The 17,075-nt window shown below is 36.2% G+C and carries 32 protein-coding genes and 1 pseudogene; 5 read left to right on the forward strand and 28 right to left on the reverse strand.

The window, feature by feature from the left end; genetic code table 11:
* From rpsK to rplC, 26 genes are all read right to left on the reverse strand, one after another.
* Positions 1 to 289 (reverse strand): 30S ribosomal protein S11 (gene rpsK, locus ABWO41_RS06590; RefSeq protein WP_353135302.1); only part of this gene is annotated, 289 nt, incomplete at its 3' end.
* A 16-nt stretch (positions 290 to 305) separates the two neighbouring features.
* Positions 306 to 683, reverse strand: coding sequence for a 30S ribosomal protein S13 (rpsM, locus tag ABWO41_RS06595; RefSeq protein WP_353135305.1), 378 nt, complete (start codon positions 681 to 683; stop codon positions 306 to 308).
* 30 nt (positions 684 to 713) lie between these two features.
* Positions 714 to 830 (reverse strand): type B 50S ribosomal protein L36, encoded by a 117-nt coding sequence (gene ykgO, locus ABWO41_RS06600; protein WP_120181030.1) that lies wholly within the window; start codon positions 828 to 830, stop codon positions 714 to 716.
* 4 nt (positions 831 to 834) lie between these two features.
* Complete coding sequence (gene infA / locus ABWO41_RS06605) at positions 835 to 1,053, reverse strand: translation initiation factor IF-1 (protein WP_013633164.1); 219 nt, start codon at positions 1,051 to 1,053, stop codon at positions 835 to 837.
* Between the two features lie 71 nt (positions 1,054 to 1,124).
* Positions 1,125 to 1,907, reverse strand: coding sequence for a type I methionyl aminopeptidase (gene map / locus ABWO41_RS06610; RefSeq protein ID WP_353135310.1), 783 nt, complete (start codon positions 1,905 to 1,907; stop codon positions 1,125 to 1,127).
* A 4-nt stretch (positions 1,908 to 1,911) separates the two neighbouring features.
* Positions 1,912 to 3,243 carry a preprotein translocase subunit SecY gene (gene secY, locus ABWO41_RS06615; protein ID WP_353135313.1) on the reverse strand — a complete coding sequence of 444 codons (1,332 nt, stop codon included), beginning with the start codon at positions 3,241 to 3,243 and terminating at the stop codon, positions 1,912 to 1,914.
* Between the two features lie 3 nt (positions 3,244 to 3,246).
* Positions 3,247 to 3,693, reverse strand: coding sequence for a 50S ribosomal protein L15 (gene rplO, locus ABWO41_RS06620; protein ID WP_353135316.1), 447 nt, complete (start codon positions 3,691 to 3,693; stop codon positions 3,247 to 3,249).
* Between the two features lie 5 nt (positions 3,694 to 3,698).
* Positions 3,699 to 3,878: a 50S ribosomal protein L30 gene (rpmD, locus tag ABWO41_RS06625; RefSeq protein ID WP_013633168.1), complete on the reverse strand. Its 180-nt coding sequence runs from the start codon at positions 3,876 to 3,878 to the stop codon at positions 3,699 to 3,701.
* 4 nt (positions 3,879 to 3,882) lie between these two features.
* Positions 3,883 to 4,401 (reverse strand): 30S ribosomal protein S5, encoded by a 519-nt coding sequence (gene rpsE / locus ABWO41_RS06630; protein WP_353135319.1) that lies wholly within the window; start codon positions 4,399 to 4,401, stop codon positions 3,883 to 3,885.
* A 12-nt stretch (positions 4,402 to 4,413) separates the two neighbouring features.
* Complete coding sequence (gene rplR / locus ABWO41_RS06635; protein ID WP_353135322.1) at positions 4,414 to 4,770, reverse strand: 50S ribosomal protein L18; 357 nt, start codon at positions 4,768 to 4,770, stop codon at positions 4,414 to 4,416.
* Between the two features lie 5 nt (positions 4,771 to 4,775).
* On the reverse strand, positions 4,776 to 5,333 hold the full coding sequence (rplF, locus tag ABWO41_RS06640) for a 50S ribosomal protein L6 (protein ID WP_353135325.1): 558 nt from the start codon (positions 5,331 to 5,333) through the stop codon (positions 4,776 to 4,778).
* 17 nt (positions 5,334 to 5,350) lie between these two features.
* On the reverse strand, positions 5,351 to 5,749 hold the full coding sequence (gene rpsH / locus ABWO41_RS06645) for a 30S ribosomal protein S8 (RefSeq protein ID WP_353135328.1): 399 nt from the start codon (positions 5,747 to 5,749) through the stop codon (positions 5,351 to 5,353).
* Between the two features lie 71 nt (positions 5,750 to 5,820).
* On the reverse strand, positions 5,821 to 6,090 hold the full coding sequence (gene rpsN, locus ABWO41_RS06650; RefSeq protein WP_353135331.1) for a 30S ribosomal protein S14: 270 nt from the start codon (positions 6,088 to 6,090) through the stop codon (positions 5,821 to 5,823).
* A gap of 2 nt (positions 6,091 to 6,092) precedes the next feature.
* Positions 6,093 to 6,650 carry a 50S ribosomal protein L5 gene (gene rplE, locus ABWO41_RS06655; protein WP_353135334.1) on the reverse strand — a complete coding sequence of 186 codons (558 nt, stop codon included), beginning with the start codon at positions 6,648 to 6,650 and terminating at the stop codon, positions 6,093 to 6,095.
* Positions 6,650 to 6,988, reverse strand: coding sequence for a 50S ribosomal protein L24 (gene rplX, locus ABWO41_RS06660; RefSeq protein ID WP_353135337.1), 339 nt, complete (start codon positions 6,986 to 6,988; stop codon positions 6,650 to 6,652). The genes rplE and rplX overlap by 1 nt, the downstream gene beginning before the upstream one ends.
* Position 6,989: 1 nt before the next feature.
* The gene (gene rplN / locus ABWO41_RS06665; RefSeq protein ID WP_013633176.1) at positions 6,990 to 7,358 is read right to left on the reverse strand and encodes a 50S ribosomal protein L14; all 369 of its coding nucleotides are present in this window, start codon (positions 7,356 to 7,358) and stop codon (positions 6,990 to 6,992) included.
* A 1-nt stretch (position 7,359) separates the two neighbouring features.
* A complete protein-coding gene (gene rpsQ, locus ABWO41_RS06670) occupies positions 7,360 to 7,614 on the reverse strand; it encodes a 30S ribosomal protein S17 (protein WP_353135341.1) in 255 nt (84 codons plus the stop codon).
* Positions 7,615 to 7,629: 15 nt separating this feature from the next.
* Positions 7,630 to 7,842: a 50S ribosomal protein L29 gene (gene rpmC / locus ABWO41_RS06675; RefSeq protein WP_013633178.1), complete on the reverse strand. Its 213-nt coding sequence runs from the start codon at positions 7,840 to 7,842 to the stop codon at positions 7,630 to 7,632.
* 73 nt (positions 7,843 to 7,915) lie between these two features.
* Positions 7,916 to 8,338, reverse strand: coding sequence for a 50S ribosomal protein L16 (rplP, locus tag ABWO41_RS06680; protein WP_353135344.1), 423 nt, complete (start codon positions 8,336 to 8,338; stop codon positions 7,916 to 7,918).
* A gap of 40 nt (positions 8,339 to 8,378) precedes the next feature.
* The gene (rpsC, locus tag ABWO41_RS06685) at positions 8,379 to 9,152 is read right to left on the reverse strand and encodes a 30S ribosomal protein S3 (RefSeq protein ID WP_353135347.1); all 774 of its coding nucleotides are present in this window, start codon (positions 9,150 to 9,152) and stop codon (positions 8,379 to 8,381) included.
* 6 nt (positions 9,153 to 9,158) lie between these two features.
* Entirely contained in the window at positions 9,159 to 9,521 is a 363-nt protein-coding gene (gene rplV, locus ABWO41_RS06690) for a 50S ribosomal protein L22 (RefSeq protein ID WP_353135350.1), read from the reverse strand.
* 7 nt (positions 9,522 to 9,528) lie between these two features.
* A complete protein-coding gene (rpsS, locus tag ABWO41_RS06695; protein ID WP_013633182.1) occupies positions 9,529 to 9,795 on the reverse strand; it encodes a 30S ribosomal protein S19 in 267 nt (88 codons plus the stop codon).
* Positions 9,795 to 10,619 (reverse strand): 50S ribosomal protein L2, encoded by an 825-nt coding sequence (gene rplB / locus ABWO41_RS06700; protein ID WP_353135354.1) that lies wholly within the window; start codon positions 10,617 to 10,619, stop codon positions 9,795 to 9,797. The genes rpsS and rplB overlap by 1 nt, the downstream gene beginning before the upstream one ends.
* A gap of 7 nt (positions 10,620 to 10,626) precedes the next feature.
* On the reverse strand, positions 10,627 to 10,917 hold the full coding sequence (gene rplW / locus ABWO41_RS06705) for a 50S ribosomal protein L23 (protein WP_353135357.1): 291 nt from the start codon (positions 10,915 to 10,917) through the stop codon (positions 10,627 to 10,629).
* A 1-nt stretch (position 10,918) separates the two neighbouring features.
* Positions 10,919 to 11,548, reverse strand: a complete 630-nt coding sequence (gene rplD, locus ABWO41_RS06710; protein WP_353135361.1) for a 50S ribosomal protein L4 — start codon at positions 11,546 to 11,548, stop codon at positions 10,919 to 10,921.
* Between the two features lies 1 nt (position 11,549).
* Positions 11,550 to 12,167, reverse strand: a complete 618-nt coding sequence (gene rplC, locus ABWO41_RS06715) for a 50S ribosomal protein L3 (protein ID WP_353135364.1) — start codon at positions 12,165 to 12,167, stop codon at positions 11,550 to 11,552.
* 417 nt (positions 12,168 to 12,584) lie between these two features.
* On the opposite strand from rplC, the gene ABWO41_RS06720 reads away from it, so the two are divergent.
* From ABWO41_RS06720 to ABWO41_RS06735, 4 genes are all read left to right on the forward strand, one after another.
* Positions 12,585 to 13,187, forward strand: a complete 603-nt coding sequence (locus ABWO41_RS06720; RefSeq protein ID WP_353135367.1) for a hypothetical protein — start codon at positions 12,585 to 12,587, stop codon at positions 13,185 to 13,187.
* Positions 13,188 to 13,459: 272 nt separating this feature from the next.
* Positions 13,460 to 13,885, forward strand: a complete 426-nt coding sequence (locus ABWO41_RS06725; RefSeq protein WP_353135370.1) for a pyridoxamine 5'-phosphate oxidase family protein — start codon at positions 13,460 to 13,462, stop codon at positions 13,883 to 13,885.
* Between the two features lie 92 nt (positions 13,886 to 13,977).
* Positions 13,978 to 14,331 (forward strand): 6-carboxytetrahydropterin synthase QueD, encoded by a 354-nt coding sequence (gene queD, locus ABWO41_RS06730; protein WP_353135373.1) that lies wholly within the window; start codon positions 13,978 to 13,980, stop codon positions 14,329 to 14,331.
* Positions 14,332 to 14,388: 57 nt separating this feature from the next.
* Positions 14,389 to 14,760 carry a putative zinc-binding protein gene (locus ABWO41_RS06735; RefSeq protein ID WP_353135376.1) on the forward strand — a complete coding sequence of 124 codons (372 nt, stop codon included), beginning with the start codon at positions 14,389 to 14,391 and terminating at the stop codon, positions 14,758 to 14,760.
* 64 nt (positions 14,761 to 14,824) lie between these two features.
* Here ABWO41_RS06735 and ABWO41_RS17235 read toward each other — a convergent pair.
* A pseudogene (locus tag ABWO41_RS17235) lies at positions 14,825 to 16,081 on the reverse strand (NAD(P)-binding domain-containing protein).
* A gap of 164 nt (positions 16,082 to 16,245) precedes the next feature.
* On the opposite strand from ABWO41_RS17235, the gene ABWO41_RS06750 reads away from it, so the two are divergent.
* Positions 16,246 to 16,713: a hypothetical protein gene (locus ABWO41_RS06750; protein ID WP_353135385.1), complete on the forward strand. Its 468-nt coding sequence runs from the start codon at positions 16,246 to 16,248 to the stop codon at positions 16,711 to 16,713.
* 81 nt (positions 16,714 to 16,794) lie between these two features.
* Here the strand turns inward: ABWO41_RS06750 and rpsJ are convergent.
* Positions 16,795 to 17,075, reverse strand: a 281-nt coding sequence (rpsJ, locus tag ABWO41_RS06755; protein WP_353135388.1) for a 30S ribosomal protein S10, incomplete at its 5' end; no start/stop codon positions are given.

A 17,075-nucleotide genomic window follows, 5' to 3' on the forward strand; every position in this document is an offset into this window, starting at 1 on the left:
TAGCAGATTCACGACCTGAACCTGGACCTTTTACAAATACTTCAACTTTACGTAATCCTAAATCATATGCAACTTTACCGCAATCGCTAGCAGCTTGAGATGCAGCATATGGAGTGTTTTTCTTAGAACCTTTAAAACCTTGTTTACCTGCAGAAGACCATGAAATTGTTTGGCCCTGGTTATTTGTTAAGGTAATGATAATGTTGTTAAAGGTAGCGTTAATATGTGCTTGACCAACTGGTTCAATCACTACGATACGCTTTTTAGTAACTTTTTTTGACTTAGCCATTTTTTACTATCAAATATTATTTAGTAGCCTTTTTCTTATTCGCAACAGTTTTTCTCTTTCCTTTACGAGTACGAGAATTGTTTTTAGTTCTCTGACCACGTAATGGTAATCCTTTTCTGTGACGTAATCCTCTGTAACATCCAATATCCATTAAACGTTTAATGTTTAATTGGACCTCTGATCTTAGTTGTCCCTCAACTTTAATAGAATCAGAAATAATGTTACGGATGGCTGTTAATTCATCATCGGTCCATTCTTGAACTTTCTTATCGAAATTGATTCCAGCTTGGGTCAAAATGTTTTGAGCCGTTTTTCTTCCAATTCCGTAAATATAAGTAAGGCCGATCTCTCCTCTTTTGTTTTTTGGTAAATCTATACCTGCTATCCTTGCCATTTATTATTTGTTGATAGTTTAAAATTACGATTAACCTTGACGCTGTTTGAATTTAGGATTCTTTTTGTTAATCACGTATAATTTTCCTTTTCTACGGATTATTTTACAATCAGCGCTGCGCTTTTTGATTGATGCTCTAACTTTCATTTTCTTATTTATATCTATAAGTTATTCTGCCCTTTGTAAGATCATAAGGTGACATTTCCAACTTTACACGGTCTCCCGGCAATATTTTGATGTAATGCATTCTCATCTTACCGGAAATATGTGCTATGATCTCGTGACCATTCTCTAATTCAACACGAAACATTGCATTAGATAATGCTTCTTTAATTACTCCGTCTTGTTCTATAGAGGACTGTTTAGCCATATTTTTCTTTCTATTACTTAATTCTCACCGCGTAAAGCGGTACGCAAAATTAAATAATTTTTTTTATAAAATTAAACTTTATTCAAAACTTCTTCAATGTAATCAAAAGTTGACAATACGTCAGCCTGTCCTTTTCTAATTGCAACAGTATGTTCGAAATGTGCGGAAAGTTTAGCATCAACAGTAGAAACTGTCCATCCATCATTCCAAAATTTTACCCCGGCTCTGCCTGCGTTTATCATTGGCTCGATAGCTATCACCATCCCCTCCAGTAATTTCATCCCCGAACCACGCCTTCCATAATTCGGCACTTCTGGCTTTTCATGAAGATTACGTCCAACTCCGTGTCCTACCAGTTCCCTTACTACACCTAAGCCATGAGATTCTGCACAATCCTGAACCGCATATCCTACGTCACCTATACGATTACCCGAAACAGCTTTCTCAATACCTCTTTTTAAACATTCCTGTGTTACGTCCAATAGCTTTTTCGCTTCGGCAGAAACCTCTCCTACAGCAAAGGTATACGCAGAATCTCCAAAAAAATCATTTTTGATAACTCCACAATCTACGGAAACAATGTCTCCATCCTTTAGCTCGTAGTTACTGGGAAAACCGTGAACAACCTGATCGTTTAAGGAAATGCACAAGGAAAAGGGAAATCCGTTGTAATTTAAAAAAGCAGGTATTGCTCCATTACCACGTATAAACTCCTCTGCTAATGTATTAAGTTTTAGAGTTGTGATTCCCGGAGCAATAACTTTTGCTATTTCTGCCAAAGTTTTAGACACCAATAGAGAACTTTCTCTGATTAGTTCTATTTCCTCGGCAGTTTTAAAAATTACTTTCGACATAAAATTAAATCGCAGATCCCGCAGAAGCAACGCTCACGTCGCTACGACCTTTAATTCTACCCGTTTTCATTAAGCCATCATAATGACGCATTAACAAATAACTTTCTATTTGCTGCAAAGTATCCAGAACTACCGCAACCAAAATTAATAATGATGTACCTCCGAAGAAATGCGCAAATTGCGAATTAACACCCGCTATTATTGCAATCGATGGTAAAATCGCTATTATTGCCAGAAATACTGATCCTGGTAAAGTTATTTTTGAAATAACACCATCTATATAATCTGCCGTACTCTTTCCTGGTTTAACACCCGGAATAAAACCTCCATTCTTCTTCATATCATCCGACATCTGATTAGGATTAATGGTGATAGCTGTATAGAAGAATGTAAATAGAATAATCAATACAGCAAATGTTATATTATAAGCTAATGATGTATAATCACTGAAAGAAGTTAAAACAGATGATTGGGCACTAGGAAAAAACTGACCAATAGTAGATGGAATAAACATAATCGCCTGAGCAAAAATGATAGGCATCACACCAGCTGCATTAAGCTTTAATGGTATATATTGCCTAACTCCACCATATTGCTTGTTTCCAACAATCTTCTTAGCATACTGTACAGGAATTTTACGGGTTCCCTGAATAATTAATACAGTAAACATAACTACTGCAAAAAGGGCCACAAACTCAATAAAGAATGCGATTAAACCTCCTTGACCTGTATTTCTGCTAATAAATTCTGCCGAAACTCCGTATGGTAATTGAGCAATAATTCCCACCATAATTAGTAGAGATATACCATTACCTATACCTTTATCAGTAATTTTCTCACCCATCCACATTACAAACATAGTACCTGCTGTTAAAACCAGCATAGAAGAGATACTAAACAAAGGTTCTGAAATTAACCTCGCTTCGGGGCTGATTTGTGACTTCACATAACCGATAGCCTGAAGCGCTGTAATTGCAATTGTTAAATAACGTGTAATTTGAGTAATTTTCTTTCTTCCGCTTTCACCTTCCTTCTGCAACTTCTGGAAATAAGGAACTGCTATTCCTAGTAACTGGATAACAATAGAAGCAGAAATGTAAGGCATAACACCCAATGCAAAAATAGAAGCCCTGGAAAAAGAACCTCCCGCAAACATGTTTAATAAACCTAACAATCCTTCTTTTGCTTCTCCTTCAAGAGATCTTGGATCTACACCGGGTAACACAATAAATGACCCGATTCTATAAACTAAAAGAATTAAGAGTGTGTATAAAATACGCACTCTTAATTCCTCAATTTTCCAAATATTGGATAAAGTTGTGAACAGCTTCTTCATTCATTATAATTTAACAACAGAACCGCCGGCAGCTTCGATAGCTTTTTGTGCAGTTGCTGTAAATGCATGTGCTTTAACTTCTAATTTAGCTTTTAATTCGCCTCTTCCCAAAATTTTAACGATATCATTTTTAGATACCAAACCATGAGTTTTTAGCGTTTCAAAATCTACTGTTGATAAATTAAATTTTTCAACCAGGCTTTGAAGAACATCTAAGTTTACACCTACATACTCCACTCTGTTAGCATTTTTGAAACCAACTTTAGGAACACGACGTTGTAAAGGCATCTGACCTCCTTCGAAACCAACTTTGGAAGAATAACCTGATCTGGATCCTGCTCCTTTATGACCACGAGTAGAAGTACCACCGCGACCAGAACCAGTACCACGACCTATTCTTTTTCTATTTTTTATTGAACCTTCTGCAGGTTTTAAGTTACTTAAATTCATGGTAATTAAATTTTTTCAATTGCTACCAAATGATTTACTGCTTTAACCATTCCGATGATTGCCGGAGTAGCTTCAACTTCCACGCTCTGGTTTACTTTTTTTAAACCTAAAGCCTGGATAGTCCTTTTTTGGCGCTCACTTCTATCGATCACGCTCTTAATCTGAGTTATTTTGATCTTAGCCATCGTATTATCCGTTAAAAACTTTATCTAATGAAACACCTCTATGATGCGCTACTGTACGAGCATCTCTCAATTGTGCTAATGCAGAGATAGTTGCTTTAACCACATTATGTGGGTTTGAAGAACCTTTAGACTTAGCCAATACGTTATGAATACCGGCCGACTCTAATACTGCCCTCATTGCACCACCTGCAATAACACCTGTACCGTTTGCAGCAGGTTTGATTAATACATAACCTCCTGAAAACTTACCTTCTTGCGTATGAGGTACAGTACCATTGATAACCGGAACTCTTACCAAGTTCTTTTTAGCATCATCTATACCTTTAGCAATTGCTTCTGTAACCTCTTTTGCTTTTCCTAAACCGTAACCTACAACACCATTCTCATCACCTACTACTACGATAGCTGAAAAGCTGAAAGTACGTCCACCTTTAGTAACTTTAGCAACACGTTGGATGCTCACCAAACGATCTTTTAACTCAATCTCGTTTGCTTTTACTCTTTTTATATTGATAGTTGACATCTGCTTCTGAAATTAAAAGATTAAACCTGCTTCACGGGCACCATCTGCCAATGATTTGATACGGCCATGATATAAATAACCGTTTCTATCAAACACAACTTGTGTAATTCCAGCAGCAATTGCTTTCTCAGCAACTTTTTTACCAACCTCTTTAGATTGATCTACTTTATTGCCTGTTGCACTGAAATCTTTTTCTAATGATGAAGCAGCAACTAAAGTTTTTCCAGCATTATCATCAATTACTTGAGCATAAATTCCCTTATTGCTTCTGAAAACAGTTAAGCGAGGGCGCTCCGGAGATCCAGAAACTCTTTTTCTGATACCTTTTTTTATTCTATCTCTACGAGATAATCTAACTTTTCCTGCCATTACAATTATTTTTTAGCTGCTGATTTACCTGCTTTTCTTCTTAATGTTTCACCAACAAACTTGATACCTTTACCTTTATAAGGCTCTGGTGCTCTTAACGAACGAATCTTAGCAGCAACTTGACCTAGCAATTGCTTATCAATAGATTCTAAAGTGATTGTTGGGTTTTTACCTTTCTCAGATGTAGTAGTTACTTTGATTTCATTTGGCAAAGCAAAAACTACGTGGTGAGAGAAACCTAATACAAGGTCCAGTGTGTTACCTGTGTTAGATGCTCTATAACCAACACCTACTAATTCCTGAGTGATTTTGAAACCTTCTGTAACACCTACAACCATGTTGTTGATTAAAGCTCTGTATAAACCATGTAAAGCTTTATGTCTCTTTTGTTCTGAAGGACGTTTAACTAAAAGAGTACCCTCTTCCTGTTCAACTTTGATATCTGAATCAACTTTTTGCGACAATTCACCTTTAGGTCCTTTTACTGTTACTAAATTATCTTTAGATACAGTTACAGTAACACCAGAAGGAATTGAAATTGGGGCTTTTCCTATTCTTGACATTTCTATCTCCTCCTAAATTAATAAACGTAACATAAAACTTCACCGCCTACATTTAACTGTTTGGCTTCTTTATCAGTCATTACTCCTTTTGAAGTAGACAATATTGCAATACCTAAACCGTTCAATACTCGTGGCATTGTACTTACTCCTGCATACTTTCTCAAACCGGGTTTACTCGCTCTTGTGATTGTGCGAATAGCAGGAACTTTAGTTATTGGATGATATTTCAAGGCAACTTTAATAATACCTTGAGACTCTTGGTCCTCAAACTTATAGTTCGTGATGTAACCTTTTTCAAAAAGTACTTTTGTAATTTCCTTTTTGATGTTTGATGCAGGAATTTCAACAACCCTGTGGTTGGCCTTGATGGCATTCCTTACTCTTGTAAGATAATCTGCTATTGGATCTGTATACATTTTATTATATTAAATAAAAAGATTTTTTTGGACTGCAAAAGTACAAAAAAATCTTTTAGTTTTTTATTTTATTACCAGCTAGCTTTTTTAACTCCTGGTATCTTACCTGCTAAGGCCATTTCGCGAAAAGTAACACGCGAAATACCAAATTGACGCATATATCCTCTTGGACGTCCTGTTAGTTTACAACGGTTGTGTAAACGTACCGGAGACGCATTTTTAGGTAGTTTATCTAATGCCTGGTAATCGCCGGCTGCTTTTAGCTCTTCACGTTTAGCAGCAAATTTTGCTACTAATCTTTGACGTTTGATTTCGCGAGCTTTTAATCCTTCTTTAGCCATTGTTATTTATTTTGATTTTTAAATGGTAAACCGAACTGTTTTAGTAACTCTAATGCCTCAACATCATTTTGTGCACTAGTTACGAAAGTGATATCCATCCCCTGGATCTTATTGATTTTGTCAATGTTGATCTCAGGAAAAATAATTTGCTCAGATACACCTAATGTATAGTTACCTTGTCCATCGAAACCTTTATCATTGATACCTTTAAAATCACGGATACGAGGTAAAGCTACGGCTACTAAACGATCAAGGAATTCATACATTTGATTATCACGTAAAGTTACACGAACACCTACAGGCATTCCCTTACGTAATTTAAAGTTCGAAATATCCTTTTTAGACTTAGCAGCAACTGCCTGCTGGCCAGTAATAGTTGTTAACTCAGAAATAGCATACTCGATAACTTTTTTATCTGTTACCCCAGCTCCAACACCTTGGTTGATGGCTATTTTCTGCAACTTAGGAACTTGCATAATGCTCTTGTATTGGAATTTATCCTTAAGAGCAGAAACGATTTCCTCTTTATATTTACTTTTTAATCTTGGTGTATAAGCCATTACTTAATCTCCTCCCCAGATTTTTTAGCTACTCTAACTAATTTGCCTTCAGAGTTTCTAACTCTTCCTACTCTTGTAGGCTCTCCTGATTTCGGATCTATCAACATTAAGTTAGAAATATGAATAGGGGCTTCTTTCTTTATAATACCGCCGTTAGGGTTAGAAGCACTTGGTTTTGTATGTTTAGAAACCATGTTGATACCTTCAACAATAACTCTGTTTTTGCTAACCAAAACTTCAACTATTTTTCCTTGCTGTCCTTTAGAGTCACCAGCAATAACCTTTACTAAATCGCCTTTGCGGATTTTTAATTTAGGTGTTGTTTTCTTCTTTTCCATTTTACAATACCTCCGGTGCTAATGATACAATTTTCATGAATTGTTTTTCACGCAACTCTCTTGCAACTGGACCAAAGATACGAGTACCTCTCGGTTCGTTTTGGTTGTTTAACAATACTGCCGCGTTATCGTCAAAACGAATATAAGAACCATCTTTTCTTCTGATTTCTTTTTTCGTTCTAACTACCACAGCTTTAGATACCGTACCTTTTTTGATGTTTCCTGAAGGAAGTGCAGATTTTACACTTACTACAATTTTATCACCAATTGAAGCGTATCTCTTGCGGGTACCACCTAACACACGGATAACTAAAACTTCTTTAGCTCCAGAGTTGTCGGCTACGTTTAATCTTGATTCCTGTTGTACCATCTTACTTAGCCCTTTCTAAAATTTCAACTAATCTCCAGTTTTTGTTCTTACTCAGAGGACGTGTCTCCATGATCAAAACGGTATCACCTATACCGCAATCATTTTTCTCGTCATGAGCCATAAATTTGGTAGTCGTCTTTACGAACTTACCATAGATTGGGTGTTTCACCTTTCTCTCTACTGCAACCACAACAGATTTCTCCATTTTGTTGCTAACCACTAACCCAATTCTTGTTTTTCTTAATTTTCTTTCCATGTCGACTCTAAAAAATTATGAGTTACTTTCAGAAGCTGCCTCAGCCTTACGCTTAGATAATTCTGTATTCAAGCGGGCTATTTCTTTTCTAGCCTTATTAATTCTGGAAGGGTTCTCTACAGAAGAAACTGCATGAGCAAATTTCAACTTAGTAAGAGTAGCTTTGCCTTCTTGAATCTTGGCAACGATTTCCTCGTTAGTCAGCGCTGATATTTCTGCGTATTTCATTTTATTAAATAGTTGTAGTTGAAAGTTAATCATTGCGAGGTAACGGCAGGCAATGAATACTAAAAACCGATTTTTATGCTTCTACGTAATCTCTACGTACAACAAATTTAGTTTGTACCGGTAATTTCTGAGCAGCTAAACGCATAGCTTCTTTTGCTACTTCATAAGGCACACCTTCTGCTTCGAAAAGGATTCTACCTGGTCTAACTACTGCTACCCAATACTCAGGAGCACCTTTACCTTTACCCATACGAACCTCTGCTGGTTTTTTAGTTACCGGTTTGTCTGGGAAGATACGGATCCAAACCTGACCTTCACGTTTCATGAAACGTGTTACCGCGATACGGGCAGCTTCAATTTGGCGGCTGGTAATCCAGCACTCTTCCATTGATTTTATTCCGAATGAACCGAATGCAAGCTCAGCGCCACGAGTGGCAAGGCCTTTCATTCTGCCCTTCTGCATTTTTCTGAACTTCGTTCTTTTTGGCTGTAACATTACTTTTTTCTTTAATCGTTAAACGATAGTGTTTACTGAATTATCTTTTACCTTTTCCTCCACGGTGGTTACCGCCACGGTTACCGCCTTTTCTATCACCTCTCTCGCCTCTTCCGCCAAAGTTTGAAGATCCTTCAGGTTTTCCACCTTTTCCGGTATTAGCTCCGATATTTGGAGAAAGGTCTCTCTTACCGTAAACCTCTCCTTTACAAATCCATACTTTGATACCAATTTTACCATAAGTAGTCAATGCCTCACCTAAAGCATAATCAATATCAGCTCTGAATGTATGTAATGGAATTCTACCTTCTTTGTATTGTTCAGAACGAGCCATCTCTGCTCCGCCTAAACGACCAGAGCACATAATTTTGATACCTTCGGCACCCATTCTCATAGTTGAAGCAATGGAAGTTTTCATAGCTCTTCTGAAAGAGATACGAGCTTCTAATTGTTTCGCTACGCCATCAGCAACTAATTTAGCATCCAGTTCAGGACGTTTGATCTCGAAAATATTGATTTGAACATCTTTTTTAGTCAATTTTTTCAATTCTTCTTTGATCTTGTCAACTTCTGAACCACCTTTACCGATAACGATTCCTGGACGAGCAGTATGAATTGTTACTGTAATACGTTTTAATGTTCTTTCGATAACAACTTTAGATACGCCACCTTTTGCAACACGCACAGAAAGGTATTTACGGATCTTTTCGTCCTCAACTAATTTATCAGAGTAGTTATTACCTCCATACCAGTTAGAATCCCATCCTCTGATGATTCCTAACCTATTTCCTATTGGATTAGCCTTTTGTCCCATTTCTGCTTAGTTAGTTTGAGGTTCAACAATTTTGCTATCTACTACTAAAGTAACGTGATTAGAACGTTTACGAATTCTATATCCACGTCCTTGAGGAGCTGGTCTTAAACGTTTCAACTGACGGCCACCATCTACAGAGATGTATTTCACGTACAATTGAGCGTCCTCAGTGCTTTGACCCTCATTTTTTACTTCCCAATTTTTGATAGCCGACAATAAAAGTTTTTCAACTTTAGTAGCTGCTTCTTTATTGGTGTATTTTAAAATATATAAAGCCTTTTCAACGCGTTCACCTCTGATCAGATCAACAACTAGTCTCATTTTACGAGGCGAAGTAGGGCAATTATTTAATTTTGCTATTGCTTCCATTTCTTAATTATCTTTTCTTATCAGAGTGACCTCTAAATGTTCTGGTTGGAGCGAATTCGCCTAATTTGTGACCAACCATATTCTCTGTTACATAAACCGGAATGAATTTATTTCCGTTGTGTACTGCAAATGTATGACCTACGAAATCCGGAGAAATCATTGATCTTCTAGACCAAGTTTTGATAACAGTTCTCTTGCCTGAATCGTTCATGGCTGTAACTTTTCTATCTAAGTTATGGTCAATATAAGGTCCTTTTTTAATCGAACGAGACATTATTTCTTCCTCCTTTCAATGATGAAACGATCTGAGTATTTCTTTTTATCGCGGGTTTTAAAACCTTTAGCTAAAACGCCTTTTCTAGAGCGTGGGTGACCACCGGATGATCTACCTTCACCACCTCCCATAGGGTGATCCACAGGGTTCATAGCCACACCTCTAACTCTTGGACGACGACCTAACCAACGTTTTCTACCTGCTTTACCTAACACTTCGTTAGCATGCTCAGAATTAGAAACTGTTCCGATAGTTGCTGTACAAGTAACCAAGATTAAACGGGTCTCTCCCGAAGGTAATTTAATGGTTGCATATTTACCGTCTCTCGCAGCTAATTGTGCGTAAGAACCAGCACTTCTTGCAATTTGTCCGCCTCTTCCCGGTTTCAATTCAATATTGTGAATAATTGAACCCAAAGGGATTTTAGCAAGGGATAAAGCATTTCCTATCTCAGGTGTTGCTGTATCTCCAGAAACTACTTTTTGACCAACTTTAATACCTTCTGGAGCGATGATATATCTTTTCTCACCATCTGCATAGTGCAATAAAGCGATACGGGCAGTACGATTTGGATCGTATTCTACTGTAGCTACTGTTGCGGGGATATCTTTCTTGTCGCGTTTGAAATCAATTAATCGGTACAATTGCTTGTGTCCCCCACCGATATAACGCATAGTCATTTTACCAGAACCGTTACGGCCACCTGATCTCTTTGCTTTCACAACAAGAGATTTTTCAGGAGTTCTGGTTGTGATTTCAGTGAAATCAGCACCAATTCTGAAACGGGTACCCGGAGTTACTGGTTTAAATTTTCTTAAGCCCATAATTTAATTAAATATTGCTATAAAAGTCAATAGTTTCGCCTTCTTTTAAGGTAACGATAGCTTTTTTATATTTTGCTGATCTACCTTGTACAATTCCAGTTTTTGTTGATCTTGTTTTAGTTTTTCCAACTATAACTTGTGTGTTTACAGACTCAACAGACACACCGTACATAACCTCGATTGCAGCTTTAATCTGAATCTTATTAGCTCTATGATCACACTGGAAAGTGTAACGGTTTAATTTTTCAGTTAACAGAGCGGCTTTTTCTGTAAGCACTGGTTTTTTTAAAATTTCCATATTACTTTGCTAATGCCTCCTCTAATGATTTTACAGAACCTGTTGTTAATACTAGTTTAGCTGCATTCAATACATCATAAGTATTTAAGTCGGCAGCAACAACAACTTTTGCCTTAGGTAAGTTTCTGCTTGCTAAGTAAACATTTTTATTTCCTTCTGCTAGAACAACTAATGTTTTTTCGTTAGAAGAATTCAACGCACTTAACAAGTTTAAGAAGTTCTTAGTTTTTGGAGTTTCAAAACTGAAATCTTCTAAAACCAATACACTGTTACCTTGTGCTTTATAAGACAAAGCCGATTTACGAGCAAGCTCTTTTAATTTTTTGTTTAGCTTAAAGCTATAATCACGTGGTTGAGGACCAAAAATTCTACCGCCACCGTTAAATAATGGAGATTTAATAGATCCTGCTCTGGCACCACCTGTACCTTTTTGTTTGTACAATTTTCTGGTTGAACCAGCAATTTCGTTACGCTGTTTAGCTTTGTGAGTACCTTGACGTTGGTTAGCCAAATACTGTTTTACATCTAAATAAATAGCGTGATCGTTAGGCTCAATACCAAAGATTCCCTCAGGAAGTTGCACCTTGGCACCTGTTTCTTTACCTGAGATGTTTAATACTTTAACTTCCATCTTACTTCTCGATTAATACGTACGAACCTTTTGCTCCTGGAATGGAACCGCTAACAACCAATAAGTTTTGCTCTGCGAAAACTTTTACAACTTGAAGATTTTGGATTTTCACTCTGGAACCACCAGTTCTTCCTGCCATTCTCATTCCTTTAAATACTCTTGAAGGAAATGAAGAAGCACCTAATGAACCCGGAGCTCTCATACGGTTATGCTGACCGTGGGTTTGCATACCCACACCACCAAAACCATGGCGTTTTACAACACCTTGAAAACCTTTACCTTTAGAAGTACCAACTACATCAACGTAGTCTCCCTCTACAAAAAGAGTCACATCTACAACTTCACCTAAAGATTTCTCTGATTCGAAATACTTGAACTCCACCAATTTACGTTTTGGACTAGTTCCCGCTTTCGCGAAATGGCCTTTCAGCGCAGCAGTTGTGTTTTTCTCTTTTTTCTCGTCGTACGCTAACTGAACAGCAGCATAGCCATCTGTCTCGACGGTTTTAACTTGTGTTACTACACAAGGTCCAGCTTCGATTACAGTACAAGGAATATTCTTTCCTTCCGCATCGAAAATACTGGTCATTCCTACTTTTTTTCCAATAATTCCTGACATTTCTTTTTTTAATTTATCACCCATCGAAGCAGTAGGGCTTCGCTCAAGGTGGACACACTTATCCCAAAAGGGACGGCAAAGATAAGAAACGATTATTAATAATCAAATACTTAGCTATTTATTTTTATTTTTTTATCCACATGTTTTTCTTCAGCACCCGACGTCGGATAAAATATTAAAATAGCTATTCATTTTAGATACAGTCTTACAGAGAAAGTCATTTTAATAATTATAAAGGTATCTATATATAACATGCTTTTATTCGGTCCTTATTTATCATTTTCATGCGCTTTTCAGCAGATTCTTTCCGCTCATTCCGGCGTTATACAGAAGCATTAATTTTATTTTTTTCTCTCTTTTTACAATATTCTTAAATAAAATAGGTTTAGAGTATAGTTTAAATAAAGTATTCTCATCATGAAAAACCAGAAAAAAGCAATCAGATTTTCAGTTTATTTATTACTAATAATGCCTTTTTTTAGTATTGCCCAACCATCCCCAAATCCTTCTATCGATGAGCAATTTAAAATCTTATACGAAAAGTCGAACAATTATCAGGATTATAAAGTAATTAAGAAAACCGATCTTCAAAGATTATGGAAAAATGCCAGCGATAGTATTAAAGCAAAACAAAATGCTTATTCTAAAATATCAAGTTCATTAAAAGCTAAAGACAACACTGTTAATCAACTTAAAACTGATCTTTCAAAGAAAAACGAAGAATTAACAGCAGCTATTAATTCTAATAATGAAATAGCTCTTTTAGGGTTCATACCTTTAAGTAAAGGCACTTATAATATGTTTATATGCATAATAATCGCTATGCTAATTGCCGCCTGCGCTTTCTTTTATTTAAGAAGTAAACACGCTAACAAACAAGCAAAAGAAAAAGTAACGATGTATAATGAGGTTAGCGAAGAATATAAATCTTTTAAGACCAGAGCACATGAAAACGAGAAGAAATTAGCCAGAGCCTTGCAAGATGAAAGAAATAAACTTGCGGAACATAATATTATATAAAATAGATACGGCATACACTTTTAAGGCCGAGGTATTTTTTAGCCCGGTTCAATCTGATTTTAAATTTAGGTATAGTTATGACACCAGTCATATTATTACAAGTTTTTCATAATTATTTTTGAGGAACTTATTAATATCAAATTTAAAATAAAATGAGATTTTCCTTTTATCAACATCACAAAAGAGCTTCAATTACTACTGAACTAAAAAATAGCGTTTATCCCTGTATAGGTACAGTAAATTTTATTAATAGAATCTAACTTATACAGATAATGGAAAAAGCAATTCTAGATTTCATTAGTAAAAACAAAATTGCCACCGTATGTTGTTTGGACGATCAGCAACAACCTTATTGTTTTAATTGCTTCTATGTATTTGAACCCACACAGCAACTATTACTGTTTAAATCATCTGAAAACACCTTTCACACACATTGTTTAAATACAAACAACGAGATAGCCGGCACTATTTTACCCGGGACTATAAATTTTCCAACCCTTAAAGGGATACAATTCACTGGCAAAATATATCGTGAAGATTCCCTCCAACTATTATCACCTACCAACTATTATCACAAAAAAAATCCAACGGCTTTGGCTAAGGCAGGTAAAGTTTGGTGTATTCAATTGTTAATGGTTAAGATGACCGATAACACTAAAGTATTTGGTAGTAAGTTAGTCTGGGAAAAGTCGCTATAATGAGAAGGTATTTTATATAATTACTTCCGTAAAGGTAGGTATTACTTTTCAAACCGGTAATCTCTCCGTTAGATTATCAATTATTCAGAAATATGATTATTTATAAGCAATTTACTTTTGATGCTGCCCATTACTTACCAAATGTCCCTGATTACCACAAATGCAAAAAGGTTCATGGTCATACTTACCATTTAACGCTGTTTTTTGAAGGTGGCATTGCTCCTGATCTGGGTTGGATAATTGACTATAGCGAGATAAAAGAAATAGTTAATCCTATTCTAAAAATGGTAGATCATCAGTTTCTAAATGAAGTGGAAGGACTGGAAAATCCAACATGTGAACTTATTTGTCTATGGCTATGGAAAAAACTCAAGCCCTTAATTACACAACTTAAGAGAATAGAGCTAAAAGAAACACCAACTTCAGGAGCTATTTATGAAGAATAGCATAGCAGGATACCTTGTATTATTAAACAACTTAAGTATCTATTAACACAAAGAATAATGACACAGGAAAAAACCTTAGTTTATTCATGTTCTGGTTGTTCCAGCGCCGCACAAATGGCCAACCACCTTGCTGTCAGGTTAGATCGTTCCGGAGACGCAGAAATGTCTTGTATTGCCGGAGTAGGTGGAAATGTAAAGGCATTATTAAAAGTAGCTCTTTCTAAAAGAAAAATTGTAGTGATAGATGGTTGTCCGCTGGCTTGTTCGAAAGCATGTTTAAGCAATCACAATATTGCTCCGGATTTACATATCATACTTTCGGATTTTGGAATAAAAAAGAAAAATCATGAAGATTTTGATCTACAAGAAGCCGAAATTATCCTCGATGATATCACCTTTAAAATCAAAAATATAGAGCAAAGTGAATGATCAATTCCACCGGTACACTTAAATCGTTTATAGAAACGAATAAAGGAAAAACATTTTTTAAAATTTATAAAGACAGCTTCTTTATCAACTCTGCACTTTGTAATCTTCCATGCTCCAGTAAATCAGTAAAGAATTCCTTAGTTTCATTAAAATGAGTTTTATACCCATCCATATCTTTATATTTTATTATTGCCGCCCATTCTCTCACTGCCGTATGGAATTCCAAATCATCTCCTCTGATACTTTTATCGTATAATGCTGCATGAATAGTATCTTCTAACAGCTCTTCATTCTTAAATAAATATTCGACTATGCCTAATCGCAATCTAAATGGCGGAGTTTGGCCAACAAGATTGTCATAAGGATTAATCTTCAATACATGCCATGCATCTACCATAGCTAATAAACTAAGATGAGAGTTGGATTTACGGTGCTCTTGCTGTTCTCCTATGCTGAATTCTTTCATGATAGTATCATCAAAAAGAATTAAATTCTTTTGACCATGAAACACAAAATCTTTAGCCTCGTATATTCTTTTCCTAAAACTTGTTTCATCCTCTTGTATCATCATCTTAAAAAGCTCAGATTCAGATTTGGCATAAGCGCTAATTTGCTCCTGTGCATACGGATTCAATATAGCCAACCCCTCATAGACTTGTGCTTTATATATATAAATTCTTCACATAGTAAGTATCTTAACATTATCGATACCACTGGTATAAGCCCCATTTGTCCATGGGTAATAGCCGGCATTTTTCCAGGCGGTACCCATGCTCTCAAACCCCATATGAGTTAGTGCCTGAGTGTCCGCCATTATTCTGTCATGCTGGTGATAATCTTCCAATTCAATAATTTCAGATTCAAGTTTTTCAAGAACCTTTAGAGCAGCATTATATTTATTAACTGTAATTCTGTGGGGCGCGACAATCAACTTTTGCCCTTCTGTTCCAAAACCTGGCCCATGCAACGAATGTGTAATAATAAGAGAAGTCTCTTTAGGAAGATATTTTTCGAACGCTTCTATTTCGGGTGTCTTTACCGAAGTCATACCCGTAACTATAGCATCATGATTCGTATACATGGCATATGCTGCCACTACCTCTCCTATCTTCTCTGCTTCTACAGCATAAAAAATAAGATTAGAGGTTTTGGAAACTTCAACCCCATCTGGTAAAACCTTAACTCCATATGGGCTTAGCTCTTGTTCCAGCTCTTCCTGTCTTTCGGGTAGATCGCAGCCCAATACATTAAAACCTTGCTGGGCAAACTTTTTCGCGTAAAGCTTCCCCATATCTCCTAATCCTATTATACCAATATTCATTAGTGGTAAAATTAAGAAAAACTGTCAATCGGCTATCGCTTTATTATCAGAAAATTAAATTACTGATTATCAAAACTTAAAACTTAAAAATAAAAAAATCAAAAGTAAAAACAAACGAATGGCATAGTTTATGCTTTGATGGGGTTGGTATAAAATTAAAAATCATGAAAAAAGTTTTTCTATTGTTAACTGCGATTTTCGCATTATCATTAACACAAGTGTCTGCTCAAAACTACAAAAATGCCATAGGTTTGGGTCTTGATTTTGGAGATGGTTCGACACTTGCAGGTCCTTCATTCAAGCACTTTTTCAATTCAAACTCTGCTGGTCAGGCTGAATTGCTATTTGGTGACCACAGTACCAGAATCAACTTATTTTACCAATACCAACAACCTATTAAAGGAGCACAAGGTTTAGATTGGTATATTGGTGGTGGTCCTGCCTTAAATTTCTTTAGCGTTGGAAACATCGATCAAACAAATTTCTTGTTGATTCCAATGGCTGGTTTAGATTTCAAAATTCCAGGTGCACCATTAGCACTCGCTTTTGATTGGAGACCAACAGCATGGATTGGCGATAACAGCGATTTCCAGGCAGGAAGATTTGGTTTCGGTTTTAGATTTACTTTCTAATAAGAAATCACGCTAATAAAACGAATAAAAAAGGCTTCGAAAATTCGAAGCCTTTTTTATTTGTGTAAGAATTATCAAAAATCACACTTTGATTTCCACTTCAACACCTGAAGGTAACTCCAATTTCATTAAAGCATCAACAGTCTTCGCAGAAGCGCTATAGATGTCTAACAATCTTTTGTATGAACACAATTCAAATTGCTCTCTAGCTTTTTTGTTAACGTGAGGTGAACGTAATACAGTGTAGATTTTTTTCTCTGTTGGAAGAGGAATCGGACCACTAACTACTGCACCTGTAGGCTTAACAGTTTTTACGATTTTCTCAGCAGATTTGTCAACTAAGTTGTAATCGTAAGATTTTA

The sequence above is a fragment of the Pseudopedobacter sp. genome (genome assembly GCF_040392825.1).
GTDB lineage: Bacteria > Bacteroidota > Bacteroidia > Sphingobacteriales > Sphingobacteriaceae > Pseudopedobacter.